This window comes from Acinetobacter sp. YH12041 (assembly GCF_013419975.1).
In the GTDB taxonomy this organism is placed as follows: Bacteria; Pseudomonadota; Gammaproteobacteria; order Pseudomonadales; family Moraxellaceae; genus Acinetobacter.
Genome location: NZ_VOZC01000002.1, coordinates 139052 through 156174 on the forward strand (window position 1 = coordinate 139052; position 17123 = coordinate 156174).

18 protein-coding genes are annotated in these 17123 nt (G+C 43.3%); 13 read left to right on the forward strand and 5 right to left on the reverse strand.

Features of this window, described 5'->3' with window-relative positions:
- The first annotated feature begins 112 nt into the window (after positions 1–112).
- The 6 genes from ybgC to pal all read left to right on the forward strand — a co-directional run bounded on the left by ybgC (position 113) and on the right by pal (position 5168).
- Positions 113–520 (forward strand): tol-pal system-associated acyl-CoA thioesterase, encoded by a 408-nt coding sequence (gene ybgC / locus FTU00_RS03040; RefSeq protein ID WP_034170923.1) that lies wholly within the window; start codon positions 113–115, stop codon positions 518–520.
- Between the two features lie 27 nt (positions 521–547).
- Positions 548–1246, forward strand: coding sequence for a protein TolQ (gene tolQ, locus FTU00_RS03045; RefSeq protein ID WP_166138751.1), 699 nt, complete (start codon positions 548–550; stop codon positions 1244–1246).
- The gene (tolR, locus tag FTU00_RS03050) at positions 1246–1695 is read left to right on the forward strand and encodes a protein TolR (protein ID WP_159124030.1); all 450 of its coding nucleotides are present in this window, start codon (positions 1246–1248) and stop codon (positions 1693–1695) included. Before tolQ ends, tolR begins: the two co-directional genes overlap by 1 nt.
- Positions 1696–1698: 3 nt before the next feature.
- Positions 1699–3054 carry a cell envelope integrity protein TolA gene (gene tolA, locus FTU00_RS03055; protein WP_180010676.1) on the forward strand — a complete coding sequence of 452 codons (1356 nt, stop codon included), beginning with the start codon at positions 1699–1701 and terminating at the stop codon, positions 3052–3054.
- A gap of 202 nt (positions 3055–3256) precedes the next feature.
- Complete coding sequence (gene tolB / locus FTU00_RS03060) at positions 3257–4540, forward strand: Tol-Pal system beta propeller repeat protein TolB (RefSeq protein ID WP_171505601.1); 1284 nt, start codon at positions 3257–3259, stop codon at positions 4538–4540.
- Positions 4541–4595: 55 nt separating this feature from the next.
- A complete protein-coding gene (pal, locus tag FTU00_RS03065; RefSeq protein WP_159124033.1) occupies positions 4596–5168 on the forward strand; it encodes a peptidoglycan-associated lipoprotein Pal in 573 nt (190 codons plus the stop codon).
- Positions 5169–5258: 90 nt separating this feature from the next.
- Here pal and FTU00_RS03070 read toward each other — a convergent pair whose 3' ends face one another.
- Entirely contained in the window at positions 5259–5444 is a 186-nt protein-coding gene (locus tag FTU00_RS03070; RefSeq protein ID WP_159124034.1) for an NF038105 family protein, read from the reverse strand.
- A gap of 183 nt (positions 5445–5627) precedes the next feature.
- Here FTU00_RS03070 and FTU00_RS03075 point away from each other — a divergent pair, with 183 nt between their 5' ends.
- The 5 genes from FTU00_RS03075 to FTU00_RS03095 all read left to right on the forward strand — a co-directional run bounded on the left by FTU00_RS03075 (position 5628) and on the right by FTU00_RS03095 (position 8921).
- Positions 5628–6602: a class 1 fructose-bisphosphatase gene (locus FTU00_RS03075; protein ID WP_159124035.1), complete on the forward strand. Its 975-nt coding sequence runs from the start codon at positions 5628–5630 to the stop codon at positions 6600–6602.
- Between the two features lie 49 nt (positions 6603–6651).
- Positions 6652–7428, forward strand: a complete 777-nt coding sequence (locus FTU00_RS03080) for an RNA methyltransferase (protein ID WP_159124036.1) — start codon at positions 6652–6654, stop codon at positions 7426–7428.
- Between the two features lie 167 nt (positions 7429–7595).
- Positions 7596–8210, forward strand: coding sequence for an RNA polymerase sigma factor (locus tag FTU00_RS03085; protein WP_159124054.1), 615 nt, complete (start codon positions 7596–7598; stop codon positions 8208–8210).
- Positions 8207–8524: a hypothetical protein gene (locus FTU00_RS03090; protein ID WP_004784617.1), complete on the forward strand. Its 318-nt coding sequence runs from the start codon at positions 8207–8209 to the stop codon at positions 8522–8524. Before FTU00_RS03085 ends, FTU00_RS03090 begins: the two co-directional genes overlap by 4 nt.
- The gene (locus FTU00_RS03095) at positions 8514–8921 is read left to right on the forward strand and encodes a DUF3106 domain-containing protein (protein ID WP_159124038.1); all 408 of its coding nucleotides are present in this window, start codon (positions 8514–8516) and stop codon (positions 8919–8921) included. Before FTU00_RS03090 ends, FTU00_RS03095 begins: the two co-directional genes overlap by 11 nt.
- 50 nt (positions 8922–8971) lie before the next feature.
- On the opposite strand, the gene FTU00_RS03100 is transcribed toward FTU00_RS03095, so the two are convergent.
- From FTU00_RS03100 to cxpE, 4 genes are all read right to left on the reverse strand, one after another.
- A complete protein-coding gene (locus tag FTU00_RS03100; protein ID WP_180179063.1) occupies positions 8972–11383 on the reverse strand; it encodes a CSLREA domain-containing protein in 2412 nt (803 codons plus the stop codon).
- Between the two features lie 9 nt (positions 11384–11392).
- Positions 11393–13192, reverse strand: coding sequence for a rhombotarget A (rbtA, locus tag FTU00_RS03105; RefSeq protein WP_159124041.1), 1800 nt, complete (start codon positions 13190–13192; stop codon positions 11393–11395).
- A gap of 122 nt (positions 13193–13314) precedes the next feature.
- Positions 13315–14019, reverse strand: coding sequence for a DnaA regulatory inactivator Hda (hda, locus tag FTU00_RS03110; RefSeq protein ID WP_159124042.1), 705 nt, complete (start codon positions 14017–14019; stop codon positions 13315–13317).
- Positions 14020–14034: 15 nt separating this feature from the next.
- Entirely contained in the window at positions 14035–15255 is a 1221-nt protein-coding gene (cxpE, locus tag FTU00_RS03115; protein ID WP_180004096.1) for a chloramphenicol efflux transporter CxpE, read from the reverse strand.
- 135 nt (positions 15256–15390) lie between these two features.
- Here cxpE and purM point away from each other — a divergent pair, with 135 nt between their 5' ends.
- Together purM and purN are read left to right on the forward strand one after the other, a co-directional pair.
- Positions 15391–16461, forward strand: a complete 1071-nt coding sequence (purM, locus tag FTU00_RS03120; protein ID WP_034170936.1) for a phosphoribosylformylglycinamidine cyclo-ligase — start codon at positions 15391–15393, stop codon at positions 16459–16461.
- Positions 16462–16467: 6 nt separating this feature from the next.
- Positions 16468–17097, forward strand: coding sequence for a phosphoribosylglycinamide formyltransferase (gene purN / locus FTU00_RS03125; protein ID WP_180104424.1), 630 nt, complete (start codon positions 16468–16470; stop codon positions 17095–17097).
- Positions 17098–17123: the final 26 nt, after the last annotated feature.

Below are 17123 nucleotides of genomic sequence, written 5' to 3' on the forward strand. Positions count from 1 at the left end.
AACTTTGACGCGCTAAATTGCTTGACTTTTGGAATGAATAAGGCAAATTCTAAGCCTGCTCCAGCCTCCAAAAACAAGCAATAATTTCGTAAAATCTGCATGGAACAAAACTATGGCGAATCACTTTGAATTCAATATCCGCGTCTATATTGAAGATACTGATGCGGGTGGCATTGTCTACCACGCTAACCATATTCGCTATATGGAACGTACCCGTACTGAATGGTTACGTGCTTCCGGAGTGAGTCACTACTGGCATCAATCCGACTATAACTTTGTTGTGCACAAAATTAACGTCAAATATATGCGCCCAATCCTCATGGATGACCTGATTACCGTGACTGCACGTGTCATTTCATGTAAAGCTTCATCATTTGTATTGCAACAAAATATTTATCGTGGTGAAATCATGCTTGCATCTGGTGAGGTCGAGTTGGCATGTATTAGTGCAGACATGAAACCACGTCGACTTCCTGATGAAATCCGCGAACTGATTCATAAAGAATTGGAACAAGACTAAAAAAATTATTTGGCACACGTAACAGCTATGGCAACTCAGTTAGAATCATCTCTTCAAGTCTCAGATCTTATTTTACAAGCAAGCCCTGTCGTACAACTGGTGATGCTTTCTCTCCTGTTAGCCTCGTTGTACAGCTGGTACCTGATTGCTAAGTTAACCATGAGCTATAAAAAGGCTCAGGCTGACGACGATCATTTCCAGAAAATTTTCTGGTCAGGTGCCGAACTCAAGACGCTTTATAACAATGCCCAGCTCAATTCCAAACGTACTGGTCTGGAAGATATCTTCTATCAGGGTCTGGGCGAGTTCCTTAAACTTAAAAAACGCCATGCTCTAACTGCCCAGTCAATTGAAGGAACCGAACGTATTCTGCGGGTAGGTTTAAGTCGTGATCAGGGACATCTGGAACAAGGCTTGGGTGCGCTGGCCAGTATTGGTTCAGTCGCTCCTTATGTCGGTCTGTTTGGTACCGTCTGGGGCATCATGAATGCCTTTATTGGTCTGGCAGATGTCGATCAGGTTACTTTGGCCACTGTCGCACCTGGTATTGCAGAGGCCCTGATTGCAACGGCGATTGGTTTATTTGCTGCAATTCCTGCGGTTTTAGCCTTTAACCATTTCACATCTAAAGGTGAAGCACTGTACTCTGACCGCGCCCTGTTTGCTGAAGAAATGGTAGCTCTGCTGCAACGTCAATCTGTGGGCGCTACACAGGACAATGACTAATGGCCATTCAACGTTCAGGACGCTTCGAGCGCATTAAAAAACCACTGAAAAGTGACATGAATGTGGTGCCTTACATCGATGTGATGCTGGTACTTCTGGTCATCTTCATGGTAACTGCTCCAATGATTACCAGTGGCATCAAGGTCGATTTGCCGCAGGCCAATGGCTTACCGATCGAATCCAAAGATGCGCCTACTATCGTCACTTTAAAAGAAGATGGTACTTATTTTCTGGAATATAAAAATCAGACCACAGGTCCTGTCACCCTAGAGGCTTTGACGCAGACTTTGATAGAAGCGCAAAGCACTGCGGAAAGTGAAAACAAGGTCCTCAATGTCGTGATCAATGGTCATACCACCCGCCCTTATGGCGATGTGATGGCCTTGATGTCAAGCCTGCAAGATGCCGGTTTGTCCCAAGTGGGTTTACTGACCAAGCCATTAGAATAAAGTATGAAAAATTATCAGAAACCACCGTTTCAGAAGAAAGCAATTGCGATTGGGTTTACGCTAGGAATCCATGCAGTTGCTTTGGTGGGCCTGCTTTTTCTGGGCATGAGTAAGCCACCTGAACCGCCAAAACAGATTAAAACGGTCTTAATTAAACCTGAAGACCTCAAGCCGGTGACTCGTGAAGAAACTGAGTTTGAAGAAACTGCACATGAAAATATTGCAGAAGAAATTACCCAAACTGCTGAACCGAGTGTAGAGCCTGCACCTGTGGTTCCAACGGCAGCTGCACCGACACCTCCGGCACCGCAGCCTGCACCAGCACCCCCACAGATCGATATTCAAAAAGCTCAGCAAGAAGCCAAAGCGGCAGAGCTTGCTCAAGCCAAAGCCGCTCAGCAAGCAGCCGAAGCAGCAAAACGTGCTGAAGCCGCCGAACAGGCAAAACAGGCTGCTGCCAAAGCCAAAGCAGAGGCTGCACAAAAATCTAAAGCCGAAGCTGAAGCAGCGCGTAAGGCGGAAGTAGAAGCACAGCGTAAAGCCGATGCTGCGCAAAAAGCCAAACTTGAAGCGCAGAAAAAGGCTGATTTAGCCGCCAAGCAAAAAGCAGAGGCTCAAGCCAAGGCAAAAGCGGATGCTGCGGCAAAAGCCAAGGCAGATGCCGAAGCTAAACGTAAAGCCGATGCGGCTGCAAAAGCTAAAGCAGAGGCGGATGCTAAACATAAAGCTGACGCTGCGGCAAAAGCCAAAGCAGAGGCTGAAGCTAAACGTAAAGCTGACGCGGCTGCGAAGGCTAAAGCGGAAGCAGATGCCAAGCACAAAGCTGACGCTGCGGCGAAAGCTAAAGCAGAGGCCGAAGCTAAACGTAAAGCTGATGCCGCTGCGAAGGCCAAAGCGGATGCTGATGCCAAGCATAAAGCTGATGCCGCTGCAAAAGCTAAAGCAGAGGCGGATGCTAAACATAAAGCTGAGGCTGCGGCAAAGGCTAAAGCAGATGCAGATGCGAAAGCCAAAGCAGAAGCTGATGCCAAAGCCTCTGCAGCCAAACAGGCTGCTGAAGAAGCTGCACAGAAAAAAGCGGAATCTAAGCGAATTGCCTCTACTGCAAAACGTGATTTCGAAAATAAAATCAGACGTGCATGGGATACCCCAGTGGGCTCCTCAGGCCAGAAAGCGACTGCTCGGGTCACTTTGAGCGATAGTGGTTCTGTGGTTTCTGTGGTGGTGAGTGCCAGTGATCCAGATATGAAAGCCAGTGTAGAAGCGGCAGTACGTGCTGCTGCACCTTATCCAATGCCTTCAGATCCGGATGCACGCCGTGAAGCACGAAGTTTTACTTCAACCTTTACAGCTCATTAATGAAAAACAGCCATAATAAAGAAAAAGTGTTATGGCTGTTTTTTTGAGTTAAACTTCAATTGAAACAGATTAAATAATAATCACTCCCCATAGTGATATAACAGTTTGATGATAAATTCGTGGTCTATTTCGCATAAATCCATGCGATGATGTAGCCCAATCACTTATAAATAACTCCGTTGATTTGAGTAAATAACGAATGATGGAAAAGACACGCAAACACCTACTCTGCCTTGCAATCATGACCACTTTGGGTGCGGTCACTGCGACCCAGTCTCAGGCCCAACTGCATCTGGAAATTACCAAAGCTCCTGAAGCTGCTCCTAAAATTGCCATTGTGCCTTTTAGCCAGGATCAGAGTATTTATCCGGTGGTGGAAAATGACCTGAATCGTTCTGGAAAATTTGCCAGTGCCTCGAAGAATTTACCTGCTACAGCACAATTAAATTCGCCAAATGCTGAAGCATGGGCAGCTGCAGGCGTACCCTATGTGGTGACCGGTTCATCCAAGACCAATCCGGATGGTTCTTATAGCATTCAGTATCAACTCTATGATGTCGAAAAGCGTCAATACTTACTGAATGAGTTGCTGACTGTTCCTGCTTCACGTACCCGTCAGGCAGCCCATATGATCAGTGATGCCATCTATCAGGCATTAACCGGTATTCCAGGAGATTTCACTGGCCGTATTGCTTATGTCTTACGTAACCCGGCAACGCCTGAGCAGCGTTATACCTTGCAGATTGCCGATACGGATGGTGAACAGCCAAAGACTATTTTGACTTCGCGTGATCCAATCCTGTCACCTGCCTGGACACCGGATGCGAAAAAAATTGCATATGTGTCTTTTGAGACCAAACGTCCGGCCATCTATGTACAGGATCTGGCAACTGGTCAACGTGAAAAGCTGGCCAGCTTCCGTGGTTTAAACGGTGCGCCAAGCTTCTCTCCAGATGGCAAGAGCATGCTGTTCACTGCATCTATGCACGGTAACCCGGAAATCTATCAGATGAATCTGGAAACACGTCAGTTAAAACGCATGACTAACGATAGCGCAATTGATACAGAAGCACGTTATGCACCAGATGGAAAATCATTTATCTTTACTTCAGATCGTGGTGGTTCTCCGCAGATTTACCGCTATGATTTCAATAATGAAAGTACTAAACGTCTGACTTTCCGTGGCGCATTTAATGCCCGCGCGACCTTAAGTGCAGATGGTAAGAAACTTGCATTGGTTCATCGTCCAAGTGGCAGTAACTATAAAGTGGCTGTACAAGATATTAGCTCAGGTGTGACCAATATCCTGACGCCAACCAGCCTGGATGAATCACCTAGCTTCTCGCCGAATGGTCAGATGGTGGTCTATGCCACTCGCGAAGGTAACCGTGGATTGTTATCCATTATGTCTCTCGATGGCCGGTTCCGCATGAATTTGCCAAGTGAAACAGGTGAAGTCCGCGAACCTGCTTGGGCACCAAAATAATAGTTCAATATTTATAAATGCTTTACCCCATAATCAACCTTCATGGAGATGAAGAATGAACAAAGTAAAATTATTTGCACTTCCTTTACTTGCAGCTGCAGTCGTAATGACTGGTTGTGCCAGCCGTAAACCAGCAGCTGAAGTCCAAACTGGCAACCTGGATACCAGTGGCACCACCACTGTAAACACTGAAGGTCTAAGTGAAGATGCAGCTTTAAGTGCTCAAAATATGGCCGGTGCATCTGCTAAAGGTGTAACTGCGGAAAATAAGGCTTATTTAGCTAAACGTGTAGTTCACTTTGACTATGACAGCAGTGAACTGAGCAATGACGATATCCGTACTCTGCAAGCACATGCCCAGTTCCTGATGGCAAATGCCAATTCTCGTGTAGCTCTGACAGGCCATACAGATGAACGCGGTACACGTGAATACAACATGGCGCTTGGTGAACGTCGTGCCAAAGCAGTAGAAAGTTTCCTGATCACTTCTGGTGTAAATGCAGGCCAACTTGAAGCAGTGAGCTATGGTAAAGAAATGCCAGTTAATCCTGGCCATGATGAAAGTGCGTGGAAAGAAAACCGCCGTGTAGAAATCAACTATGAAGCTGTTCCACCACTACTAAAATAAGTGATCATTTAAATAATACATCATTCATAAAAAAGCACTCAATCGAGTGCTTTTTTATTAGAGGGATATTTGAAAGATCAAAGAATAAAATTACTCTTTGCCTTCACCTTCTTCTGCAGTTTGCATGGATTCAATCATGTCGTGTTTATTGAATTTTTTATATTCAGGTTTTGCTTCGTAATCCTTCCACGCTTCTTTCATCTTGTCTTCAGAAATTTCATCGAGATTAATCGCTTCGCTCGGCGTTGGAGTCGCATCAAACTTTAATGTTGTCATCTCTGTGCTCCTATGATCATTTTTTCCTTTGATTCAACATAGCACTTTCCACAGGAGTTGCAAGGGCAAAATCACAACAAATAATTCAGTTTAATTGTCCTTTTCGGACGTTCTCCTCTAAAATATAGCCGTATATCGTTTTGATCTTTTTTCCCCGATTATAAGTCTTGGAGTTTTTCCCTTATGTCATACCGCACCTTATCCCAATTCCTACAACAACAAAGCGGGAACCTCACACCTGAACTTGCACAAGTAATTGAAACAATTGGAAATACCTGCAAGCGTATTGACCAACTCCTGCAAAAAGGTGCTCTAGCGGGTGTATTAGGTAGTGCTCAGCATGAAAATGTTCAAGGCGAAGAGCAAAAGAAACTGGACGTGATTTCTAATGATTATCTGATTGATGCATTAAAAGTACATCCACATGTAGGCGGTTTAGCATCTGAAGAACTGGATGAATTCACTTCAGCACAGGAAAATGGTCAATATCTAGTATTGTTCGATCCACTTGATGGCTCAAGCAATATTGATATCAACATGTGTGTGGGCACTATCTTTTCGATTCTTCCCGCAAAAAATAGTGTAACTCAGGCAGAAGACTTCATGCAGGCTGGTGTCAATCAGGTTGCTGCTGGTTATGTCCTGTATGGCCCATCAACCATGATGGCACTGACTGTGGGTGCTGGTGTGGTATTCTTCACTTTCGATCCTGAAACTCAAGAGTTTCTGTTGACTTCTGAAGCGATTCAGGTAGCTGCTGATACTAAAGAATATGCAATCAATGCATCAAACCAACGTCACTGGGAAGCACCTGTACAGCGTTATATCGATGAATTGCTGGCAGGTAAAACAGGTCCTCGCGCTAAGGATTTCAATATGCGCTGGGTCGCTTGTATGGTCGGCGATATTCACCGTATTTTGTGCCGTAGCGGGATCTTCATGTACCCATACGACTTAAAAGACCCAACGAAAGCAGGTCGTTTACGTTTAATGTATGAAGCCAATCCAATGAGTATGCTGATGGAACAGGCTGGCGGTGCATCAACGACTGGTCGTGTCCGCATTCTTGAAATCGAACCTACAAATCTGCATCAACGTGTTCCTGTCATCATTGGCTCAAAAAATGAAGTTGAGCTTGTGACCAGCTACCACCACTAATTTTTAAACGGCAGTTGATCTTTGATTGACTGCCGTGGACTTTCTTCTTATGCCAACCATCTTCCTTGAATCCAAAGACAATCCTAAAATTAAACACTTACGCGGTTTAATTGAACAGAATTCTTATCGAAAAAAACAAGGACAGACTGTGCTTGAAGGCACGCACCTGTGTCTTGCATGGTTACATGAAAACAAGAAAATCAATTCGATCTTCACGACTGAACATGCTTTAGCGCATCCTGATTTCGACATTATTTTAAACAAATATACCGGTGTGGTCTTTGTCATTGGTGAATCGCTTTATAAGGACCTGAGTACCTTAGGCACTTCGATTGCATGTATGGCGATTGTCGATATTCCAAGCTCAAGCCAGGCACTTGATTTTACGGCTGACACTCTGATCCTTGAAAATGTGCAGGATCCCGGTAATGTTGGCACCCTGCTACGTTCAGCAGCAGCTGCCGGTATTGATCAGGTCATTTGTACTAAGGGTTCAGCATCTCTTTGGTCACCACGGGTATTACGTGCGGGTATGGGCGCGCATTTTTCTTTGCAAACTTTTGAAAATATTGCACTGGAAGACCTTTTACCGCAATTCAAGATTCCGGTATATGTCACCAGCTCACATCGTTCTAGCAGCCTGTACAGTAAAGACTTGCGTAAAGCCTGCGTCTGGATTCTGGGCAATGAAGGTCAAGGCGTATCTGACTATGCCCTGCAACATGCCGAAGCGGTGACTATTCCACAGCCAGGTGGACAGGAATCCCTGAATGTTGCCATTGCAGGCTCTATCTGTTTCTTTGAGATGGTGCGTCAACGTATCTAATACGGTATTTAGGTTACATTGTTTTAATTCCAGTCAGTGTATTTATAAAATAGATTACACTACAAAAATAATAAGTTTTATTGTCAACCAAATCGTTATTCCCAACGTTATATGCACATGAACTTGGGAATAATGGTGGGTATCCAATGACAGGATTTTCCATCTCTATGGATTTAGCACCGAAACCGTTGCAGTCACAAGATGCGAGTATTCTAAAGAGTACCGCTGAGTCTCGCCTGAAAAATTTCATGCAGGACGTGACCGGGCGTGCTTTGGTGATGATGGAAAGTGCGACTCAGGGACAACATGGGATCGCAATGGATCTGGTTCAGGAAGCTTTTATTGCTTTGCATAAATCTTATGCAGAGAAAAGCACTGAAGAGTGGTATCCCCTGTTCTATACGATTCTGAATAACAAATTACAGGATTGGCGTCGTAAAGAAGCACGTCGCAACCAGCCCTTTTCCTTTTTCAAAAAAGTCAGCCTTGATGACGACGAAGTCGAATTTGACAATCTGGTAGATGAATCTACGCCCTCACCTTTAGAATTTCTGGATCAGGCAGTAACTGCTGAAGAAATTCAGGAGGCGATTGCCAAATTACCTGTGCGTCAGCAGCAAGCATTTATGCTCAGAGCTTGGGAAGGCTTTGATACTCAAACTACAGCGCAAATTATGAACTGTACAGAAGGCAGTGTGAAAACCCATTATCACCGTGCTATTCAAGGTCTACGTGCCTCTCTAGCACACTTAAATCCATATCTGGGAGGATCATCCGAATGAAGCAAGATGATTTCTTAAAGCAAGTAACTTCCAAACTTGATGGACTGGCACAGCACCACAAAGATAAACCGGTGGTGATGAATCATGTGCTGGAGCATATTCAGGACGCACAACATTCACGCTTTGCATTTCTAAAAATGTCTGGCTTTGCTTTGGCTGCTGCGATTGCTGGCGTGGTAGTGCTACCGAATATTGTCAGCCATAACGAACCTCAGACTCAGGCAGTATCTACCCCCAAACTCTCCCCACAGATGCTTGAAGATCTGGAAATGTTAATGGTTTTAGGTGAGGACAAAGTTCCACATGGCAGCTAAAAGATTAGCAATTGCATTTTGTGCATTCAGCTTCCTGCAAACCAGCTTTGCGGGATTTGAACGTTTTTGGATTTTTTCCAAAGATGCCAATACGCAGGTCAACGAAACCTGGGATACACTTTCTGATTCCGAGCAACTGGCATTAATTAAACGTTATCAGTCCTTAAAAGAAATGCCTGAACAGCAACGTATTAATTTACAGCAACGCATGGATTGGTTCACCCAGCTTCCTGAAGCTGAAAAGCAGCGTATGCGTGAAACCTGGCAAATGATGAGCAGCCAGGAACGTAAGGAGTTAGGGGCACGGATGCAAAAAGCAACACCAGAAGAACGACTGGCGATCCGTGAAGAATATATCCAGAAATACCAGCAACTCACTCAACCTAAAACTCATTAATTTAAGTTAAATAAAAAAGCCTCCATCTGGAGGCTTTTTTCATGCTGCAATTATTTTCTAATTTGGCGATATCCTGCCAGACCTAATAATCCGAACAATCCCCAAATTCCAAATGGACCACCACCACTTGATGATGTATTGGTATTTTTAGCCGTATTTTTTAAGTTAATTCTAGCTGTATCTGACATCAACTCATCTGCATCAAAAACATGATACTGCATATCATAATCTGACTGACTAAAAGTATTTTTCACACTAAAGGTTAATTTTCCACCATAGCAGGTTTCACCTGCAAAATTTCCTGGGCATGGTCCTTCTCGCTCTGCGGAAAGGTTTACTCCGGCAGGAAGCTTGACAATGCGAATTGGAATCTCACGACCATCTTTATCACGATAGAAAGCAGCCTTGCCATTCATCCGTGGACCATCACCATCATCGCTGTCATTCTCTAATGGATTCACAGTTACGGTCAGATTGTTCTCTGCGCTAATTCTATATTCATCATTTTTTACAATCGGTTTAATATTTACAAATGCGCCCTGCAAAATACCTGTACTGCTGGCACCTGTCTGCTTGTCTTTAATTGTATAACGGCAATACTCCGTATCCGAGAGACTGGTTACTTTGCCATCAGTACGATACATCATGATACGGTTTAAGTCAGGCTTCCATTCACATTTTAAATTTGGGTCATTCGGCGCACCTTGAACAATTAATGAACTGCCTGATCCAGATAAAGACCCTACACCTAAAGATTGCACTGTAATTTCATAATTTTGTGAATTTAATGCTTTAGCTTGTACTTGAGTATTATTTAAAGTTTCTTGAGGCATGACCAAACTAAATGGATTAACGTATATGGCACGATATTTCTGGTATTGCTTGGTATATTTTAAAAGATCCTCATATTCTTTTAGCTCTTCCTTTAAGCCCTGTATTTCCTCAGGTTTTGTATTCTTATCGGCCAGAATAGAATTAATATCATCAATATTTTCCTGATAATAATCCAGCAACTCTGTTAAAGAACTATTTTTTAGGCCAGAAATATCTGCTGCAGTTAAGCGCCGGATTTCTACCGACCCAATTTCACAGGAATTTTTTGCGTCCGGATTAAATAATAAGGTTGCCTTAGTCAACCGCTCAATTCCACGCTGATCAATTTCTTCACAACTTTCTGTACCGATATTGACCAGATCCGTATTCGATTGTCGATCAATTGGATAATACATCCCTAAATAACGGTTATTTACAGAAGGTTCGATATAAGGAGTTAACAGATCTGTAATCTGATTATTGGACACATCAATATTCGTTGAAACACTGTTTTCTGCCAGTTCAGGTAATACACAGCGCGAGGAACCACTTGTATGAATCGCATTATAAGCAGTAAATAAATCTACATCCTGTTCTTTACTTGGATTCCCACCATTCAAGGCATATTCACAAGACAAGCCCTGATTAAATGCTAATACATTATAAGCCAGACTCGAATTACCAGTATTGTCATAAAAGATGGTTGAGCGAGCAGTATTTTCGACAATCGTGTTATTAATAGCACTAAAAGTGAAGAAAGAACTTAATGGACGGCTGATTTCATTGGCCATTCGGAAAATATGACCTGTAGTACTGGTCGTATTTTTTGCAATCGTAGAGTTACTAATATCAGCTTTGGCATAACCACAGAAGTCCAGAATACTGGCCGTATCAGTAGAACCATTTTTGACAATGCTGCTTGCGCTAATTTCTAGCTTGGTCTCTGTACTGCCCAAATTCCCCACACAATCCATGGCCAAGACACTGCCATATGTAGCTGCTTTATTCTGATGAATTAAGGAATCCTGAATCCTGATAACTTTTTCATTATTCATCGCCACTGCATAAATTGCTCCGCCTTCTGCAGCCGCTCGTGAATTTACAATTTCACTATTCACGAGGCTTAGAGGACCGGCGACATAAAATGTTCCACCATTACCTTTATCCAGACTAGTTTTTGCAGCATAACCATCTTTCAGGATGACACCATTTACCACCATGCTGGCTTGGCTAGCGATCGTATTAAATAAGCGGGTTTTCCCTTGGCCTGAAATGGTGGTTGTTAAAGCCTCACGTGTTGGATATAAAAAGGTAATAGGGCTTCTTTGAGTATAATTGAAGGGTGATTTTCCCCAAATATTGACATGGGATTCAACAATAATTTCACTATTGAGTTTGTATTCCCCAGCTTCGAGTTGGATGACATCTGGAGCGGAACCATCATTACGCAATGTACGGCCAACATTGCATCCTCCATAGGATTTATCCAGCTTGGCTGTCTTAATGGCTTCACGCAAGGAACAGGCACTGGTATTTTCCCCGTCCTCGTCAGCAAATGTAGTGACATATATGGTTTTATCTTCGGCTGCCATTAAACTCATGGCAGATAAAATCATGGCTGCAAGCAGTCCTTTTTTATAATTTTTCATGATTTTTCCTTAATCTTTTAATCTGCGACGTAGGCCGATCAACCCTATCAAGCCCATTAAGCCAGCGATTCCCCATGCCCCACCAGAGGTTTTCACAGACTTGTCTTTCATTTCATTTTTAGGTTCCTGTACAATCTGGGTACTTAAAACCAGATAAGGTTTGGACTTATTAAATCGTGTAGATGAAGTAACTACCTGAATTTCAAAAATGTCAGCACCATGCCATTGTGAATCTGGGGTATAAACAACATTCCCATCAATATCAATGACTGTTTTGCCCTTGGAAACAGTTTTGGTTTGGATAACCTGTAAGCAGCCATCTTGCCAAGGCTCACCCTTTGGATTCTCTCCAATAATGTTATTGCATTGCTCTTTAGGAATTAAATCACTATCTCCTAAAGCAGATTCAATTGAAAACTTTGCAGTCTCTCCTTTTAGAAGATCCTGTCCAACCAGACTGGTAGATGTTGGAACTGTAATTTCAATCGCACCACGGTCACAAAATAAGTTATCTAGTAAACGGTCTACACCGCGTTGGTCTGACGCCTCACAGCTGACTGAAGGATTGCTGCTATTGTAGCTAGTCCCTCTATTTACAATCGGTGAATCACTAACCTGATTATAATTCAACAGGATACGAGGACGTAGATAGCCCAAGAACTGATCTTTAGGAACGCTATAAGGACATAGAATAGCATCGCTATTTTGTTTTAAATTTAGACAAACACCTTCACTTTGATCTGAAGCCTCTGCAAACAAGCGAGTACCTGTCCAGATCTGGTTTGGATACGCAGCATCACCTGTACCACAAGATGCTGTTACCAGGTTATTGTGAATCGTACTTTTATCCGTAGTTTCAATCTGACAATCCTGCGTACCATTTCTTAAAATAATACTGTTCGCCACATAGGCTTTACCATTCGGGGCACTAATACGTAGTGCTGTACCTGTATTGTCCACTATTGTCAGGTTATTGATTCCCACTCCATCAATCACATTGATCAGTGCTCCCTTATTTTTTAACAGGGTACTGCTTAGGACTTCAGCATTAATGGATTGAATATCGGCAGGATTATCGACTTGGCCCGCTGTATAAATATTGGTAGCATTATTATTCAGCGTCTGGTTATTCTTTAAAACGCTTTGATAAACCAGAAAGTATGGAAGCTGGCTATAGAGTATGCCACCCTGTTGCGCCTGATTATTTTCAATCAGGCTGGTTTTTATTTCGGCAAAAGCAATCAGATTCTGGCCAAATTTCCCCACATTATAAATGGCACCACCTTGACTCGCAGCTCCCTTGTATAAGCGGCTGTAATCAATCACCAATTTACCTTTATTATGAATTAGGCCACCTTGTTCGGCACAGCTGCTTTTACCGCAACCTTCAAGGTCGAGTTCTTTTAAATTGACTTGAATCAGCTCTTCATCATTGCTAATACGGAAGAGATTATCTGTCCCTTTCATTTGAATATGAGCGTTATATAACCCCATTACCTTATCGGTACTACTAAATTCACCATCTACTTCTGCGATAGATTTAATCGTTACTGATTTCTTGATCGGGATATGCTTATTCAGTACATAGGTCGTTTTTTCTTTTAAGATAATGGTGCCAATAGCATTTTCGCCACCACAGCCCATATAACCTTCTTTAGCCAGGCCACGATTCACATATTCAACAGCTTCTCGAAGTGAACATTCCTTGTCATCTTTTTCAATATCTTCTGTGGTAGTTACAATAATTTCTGCACTATATGCCTGCCCCGCCATACATAGCAAAGCCATGCCTATGCTCTTCTTGAGCATACCCTTCTCCTTAATTTTTTTATTTCTTTCTTTTTCTTCTAAAGTTGCATCTTCCTTGCAACAGCGAATTATTTTGCCTTACTTTCGCATAGACTGAGTAATTACTCAAGATGTTTTATAATTTAACGATATTCATCAATTAATGCATAAATCTGCCGCAGGTTAGCATTGCTGACCTTCAGCTTTTCGCCTTTAAGTAATTGAATAATCTGTTCTAATGTTTGTAAAAGCACGGAAGTTTGATGTGGTCCGTGATTTAGCAAATAATCAAAAATCTGTGGATCAAGATGAATACCGCGTCGGTCCAATACCGAGGATACCAAGGCAAATCGGTCCGCATAAAGACTGCCATTTGGGACACGGACACTAACTGCCTGCGTGAGTCGGGACTGCAAATCGGGCAATTCAAGCTTTAACTCAATGGGTGCAAAACGGGAAGAAAATACCAGCTGACCACCGCCTTCATCATTATAATTAATCAAGTGAAAAACGGCGCGTTGCCAGTGTGGAACCCCACTAATGGCTTCAATATCATCCAGTGCGATCAGGTCAAACCGGTCCAGCGAAGTAATCGCTTCAGTAGGCGCATCCAGAAGCTCCAGCAAAGACACCTGTATAGCAGTCTTACCGATTTCCAGATAAGAATCACAAATGGCAGAGAGTAAGTGACTTTTCCCTGTTCCAGCCCCGCCATACACATAAAAGCGGCTGATTAGGCCTGCATGCAGCTGTCGGACTGCGTCAATTACATGACCCCATCCCGGGCCCGAAAAATCACTAATTCGAGCATCGAGTTGAGGTTCTATATCTAGCTGCAATTGACGCATATGATTCTGATGGCCTTATGAGTCTTTATGAAGAGGTACATCCATCTTACTTGATTTCTTTCCCTCTTGCAGTGGTTTTGCTTCTGACTTTTTCATTTCAATATCAACATCTAAGTCTGAAGTTTCTACGCTTATGGAACCTGTAGCCGGATCATTCATGACGACTGCCTGATTTCCATAAAATGATGTGCATTCATAATATTCACGTGCATGTCTGAGCAGAACCACAATTACCGCTGCAACTGGGAGAGCAATCAGCATTCCTAGGAAGCCAGCCAGTTGTGCGCCCGCCAATACCGCAAAAACCACAGCAACTGGAGATAAACCTATTTTATCGCCGAGCAGGAATGGCTGTAATACATAGCCTTCTACCGCCTGACCGACCATAAACACAACACCCACCAGAACCAGTTGCCACCAGTCAATTCCGAATTGCAGGAAGGTCGCAATGACAGCTGCAATAATCCCGACCGCAAACCCCAGATAAGGAATAATACTGGCCAGACCTGCCACCATGCCAATAATCAGGCCAACTTCAAGACCAATCAATTGCAAACCAATCGCATAAACGATTCCCAGCAGAATCATCACCAGAAACTGCCCTTTCACAAAAGCTCCAAGTACACTGTGACATTCACCGACGATTCTTAATGTACTTTGTTCATAAGGACGTGGAATCAGGCGGCGTAAGCTTTCCAGCATACGATCCCAATCCAGCAGAAAATAGAATGCAATAATTGGAATCAGGACAATCGTACCGCCAATCTGCAAGAAGTTAATTCCAGATTGTGCAAGGCGTAGCAGGAAGGCCTGAATACTGTCAGCACTATAATTGGTTTGCACATAGTCCATGACCACATCAGAAATCTGTGTGGTATCAATTTCCATTTCAACGACATTGAAGGTATTCGACAACCATGGCAAAAAGGTTGAATTAATCCAGCCAATGACCGCAGGTATATTGTCACGCGCATAAATCAGCTGCTGCCAGATCAACGGCACCAGATACCAGATCGCCAGGATCATAACGATCCCGATTCCAGTAAAAACGATACTAATAGAGAGCCAACGCGGCAGACCGATATCGTGCAGTTTATCTACCAGCGGGCTGAACAGATAAGCCATTAAAAACGCTGCAACAAATGGAATTACAACGGGTTTTAGTAAATATAGAATCCACAACAACAAAGCTATCCCAGCTAGGATAAACACGCGACGCAATGTGCGATCTACCATAAAGTTTCGCCTTCTCTCTATTAATCGTTATAAAAAGTAAAATATTTTAATAAAGATAGCATTTTAGGGCATAAATACCATAAGAGTTTTGCATATTCAGGTTATAATCCCCCGCGCGAATGCGGAGACTTCATTATGAGCAACTCAACTTCTACCCCAAACACTGGTTTAAGCTACAAAGATGCAGGTGTCGATATTGAAGCGGGAGACGCGTTAGTCGACCGAATCAAGTCCGTCGCTAAGCGTACTAAACGTCCTGAAGTAATGGGCGGATTAGGCGGTTTCGGCGCCCTTTGTAAAATCCCTAAAGGTTATGAAGAACCTGTTCTCGTATCAGGCACAGATGGTGTTGGTACAAAATTACGTCTGGCACTGAATTTGAACCGTCATGACACCATTGGTCAAGATCTGGTTGCAATGTGTGTGAACGACCTTCTCGTTTGTGGTGCTGAACCACTCTTCTTCTTGGACTATTATGCGACTGGTCACCTAAATGTGGACGTGGCTGCAAATGTCGTAACAGGAATCGGTGCTGGCTGTGAACTTGCAGGCTGTGCACTGGTTGGTGGTGAAACTGCTGAAATGCCAGGCATGTACGAAGGTGAAGATTACGATCTTGCAGGCTTCTGTGTCGGTGTAGTTGAGCAAAGCAAAATTATTGATGGCTCTAAAGTAAAAGCGGGTGATGTACTTATTGGTGTTGCATCTTCTGGTGCACACTCAAACGGTTATTCGTTGCTTCGTAAAATTCTTGAAGTTAAAAATGTTGACCTGAATCAAATCGTTGATGGTCGTCCACTTGCAGATGTTGCAATGGAACCAACACGCATTTATGTGAAATCTATTCTTGAACTGCTAAAACAGGTTGATGTACATGCGATGGCACACATCACAGGTGGCGGTTTACCAGGCAACCTGCCTCGCGTATTACCAAACGGTGCTCAAGCAGTCGTAAATGAATCTTCTTGGGAATGGCCTGAGCTGTTCAAACTCCTTCAACGCGAAGGCGGTGTAGAACAGTTTGAAATGTATCGTACCTTTAACTGTGGCGTAGGTATGGTTCTTGTTGTTGATGCAGCCGAAGCAGACAAAACTGTAGAGTTACTCAACGGTTTGGGTGAGAAAGCATGGGCAATGGGTCACATTGCAGATAATGCTGAATCTGTTGAAGGTGCAGACGAAAAAATTCGTGTGATCTTCGCGTAATTTCGCATGATTAAAATTGCTGTACTTGTTTCAGGCAGTGGATCGAACCTGCAAGCCCTGATAGATGCCCATCTGTCAGGAGAAATTGTCGGGGTGCTTTCCAACAAGCCTGAAGCATTTGCTTTAGAGCGCGCTCATAAAGCAGGAATTCCGACTGCAGTCATTGAACATAAGCAGTATCCAAGCCGGGAAGCTTTTGATGATGTCATGCATCAGCAGCTTCTGGAGTGGGATGTCGATCTGGTCGTACTTGCGGGCTTTATGCGAATTTTAAGTGAAAAATTTGTGAAAGCTTGGGAAGGGAAAATGCTGAATATTCACCCTTCTCTTTTGCCACATTACAAAGGCATGCATACCCATCAGCGCGTCCTGAATACTGGTGATGTTTTGCATGGTTGTACAGTGCATTATGTCACCCCCGAACTGGATGCCGGCCAAGCCTTAGCACAGGGTGTATTAAAAGTATCGCATCAAGATACGACTCACACTTTAGCGCAGCGGGTACATGTACTGGAACATCTGATTTACCCACAAGTGGTAGAATGGATTTGTAATGGGACAATTCAGCATACTGAACAAGGTGTGTTGTACCGTAATGCAAAAATGCAAGAACCTGTTCAATTCTGCAAATTCTAAAAGTCCAAATATAAAAAAACGCATCC

What these genes read in the sequence shown, in the direction of transcription:
- ybgC (WP_034170923.1), top strand. Translation starts at nt 113, where the DNA reads ATGGCGAATCACTTTGAATTCAATATCCGCGTCTATATTGAAGATACT.
- tolQ (WP_166138751.1), top strand. Translation starts at nt 548, where the DNA reads ATGGCAACTCAGTTAGAATCATCTCTTCAAGTCTCAGATCTTATTTTA.
- tolR (WP_159124030.1), top strand. Translation starts at nt 1,246, where the DNA reads ATGGCCATTCAACGTTCAGGACGCTTCGAGCGCATTAAAAAACCACTG.
- tolA (WP_180010676.1), top strand. Translation starts at nt 1,699, where the DNA reads ATGAAAAATTATCAGAAACCACCGTTTCAGAAGAAAGCAATTGCGATT.
- tolB (WP_171505601.1), top strand. Translation starts at nt 3,257, where the DNA reads ATGGAAAAGACACGCAAACACCTACTCTGCCTTGCAATCATGACCACT.
- pal (WP_159124033.1), top strand. Translation starts at nt 4,596, where the DNA reads ATGAACAAAGTAAAATTATTTGCACTTCCTTTACTTGCAGCTGCAGTC.
- FTU00_RS03070 (WP_159124034.1), bottom strand. Translation starts at nt 5,444, where the DNA reads ATGACAACATTAAAGTTTGATGCGACTCCAACGCCGAGCGAAGCGATT.
- FTU00_RS03075 (WP_159124035.1), top strand. Translation starts at nt 5,628, where the DNA reads ATGTCATACCGCACCTTATCCCAATTCCTACAACAACAAAGCGGGAAC.
- FTU00_RS03080 (WP_159124036.1), top strand. Translation starts at nt 6,652, where the DNA reads ATGCCAACCATCTTCCTTGAATCCAAAGACAATCCTAAAATTAAACAC.
- FTU00_RS03085 (WP_159124054.1), top strand. Translation starts at nt 7,596, where the DNA reads ATGGATTTAGCACCGAAACCGTTGCAGTCACAAGATGCGAGTATTCTA.
- FTU00_RS03090 (WP_004784617.1), top strand. Translation starts at nt 8,207, where the DNA reads ATGAAGCAAGATGATTTCTTAAAGCAAGTAACTTCCAAACTTGATGGA.
- FTU00_RS03095 (WP_159124038.1), top strand. Translation starts at nt 8,514, where the DNA reads ATGGCAGCTAAAAGATTAGCAATTGCATTTTGTGCATTCAGCTTCCTG.
- FTU00_RS03100 (WP_180179063.1), bottom strand. Translation starts at nt 11,383, where the DNA reads ATGAAAAATTATAAAAAAGGACTGCTTGCAGCCATGATTTTATCTGCC.
- rbtA (WP_159124041.1), bottom strand. Translation starts at nt 13,192, where the DNA reads ATGCTCAAGAAGAGCATAGGCATGGCTTTGCTATGTATGGCGGGGCAG.
- hda (WP_159124042.1), bottom strand. Translation starts at nt 14,019, where the DNA reads ATGCGTCAATTGCAGCTAGATATAGAACCTCAACTCGATGCTCGAATT.
- cxpE (WP_180004096.1), bottom strand. Translation starts at nt 15,255, where the DNA reads ATGGTAGATCGCACATTGCGTCGCGTGTTTATCCTAGCTGGGATAGCT.
- purM (WP_034170936.1), top strand. Translation starts at nt 15,391, where the DNA reads ATGAGCAACTCAACTTCTACCCCAAACACTGGTTTAAGCTACAAAGAT.
- purN (WP_180104424.1), top strand. Translation starts at nt 16,468, where the DNA reads ATGATTAAAATTGCTGTACTTGTTTCAGGCAGTGGATCGAACCTGCAA.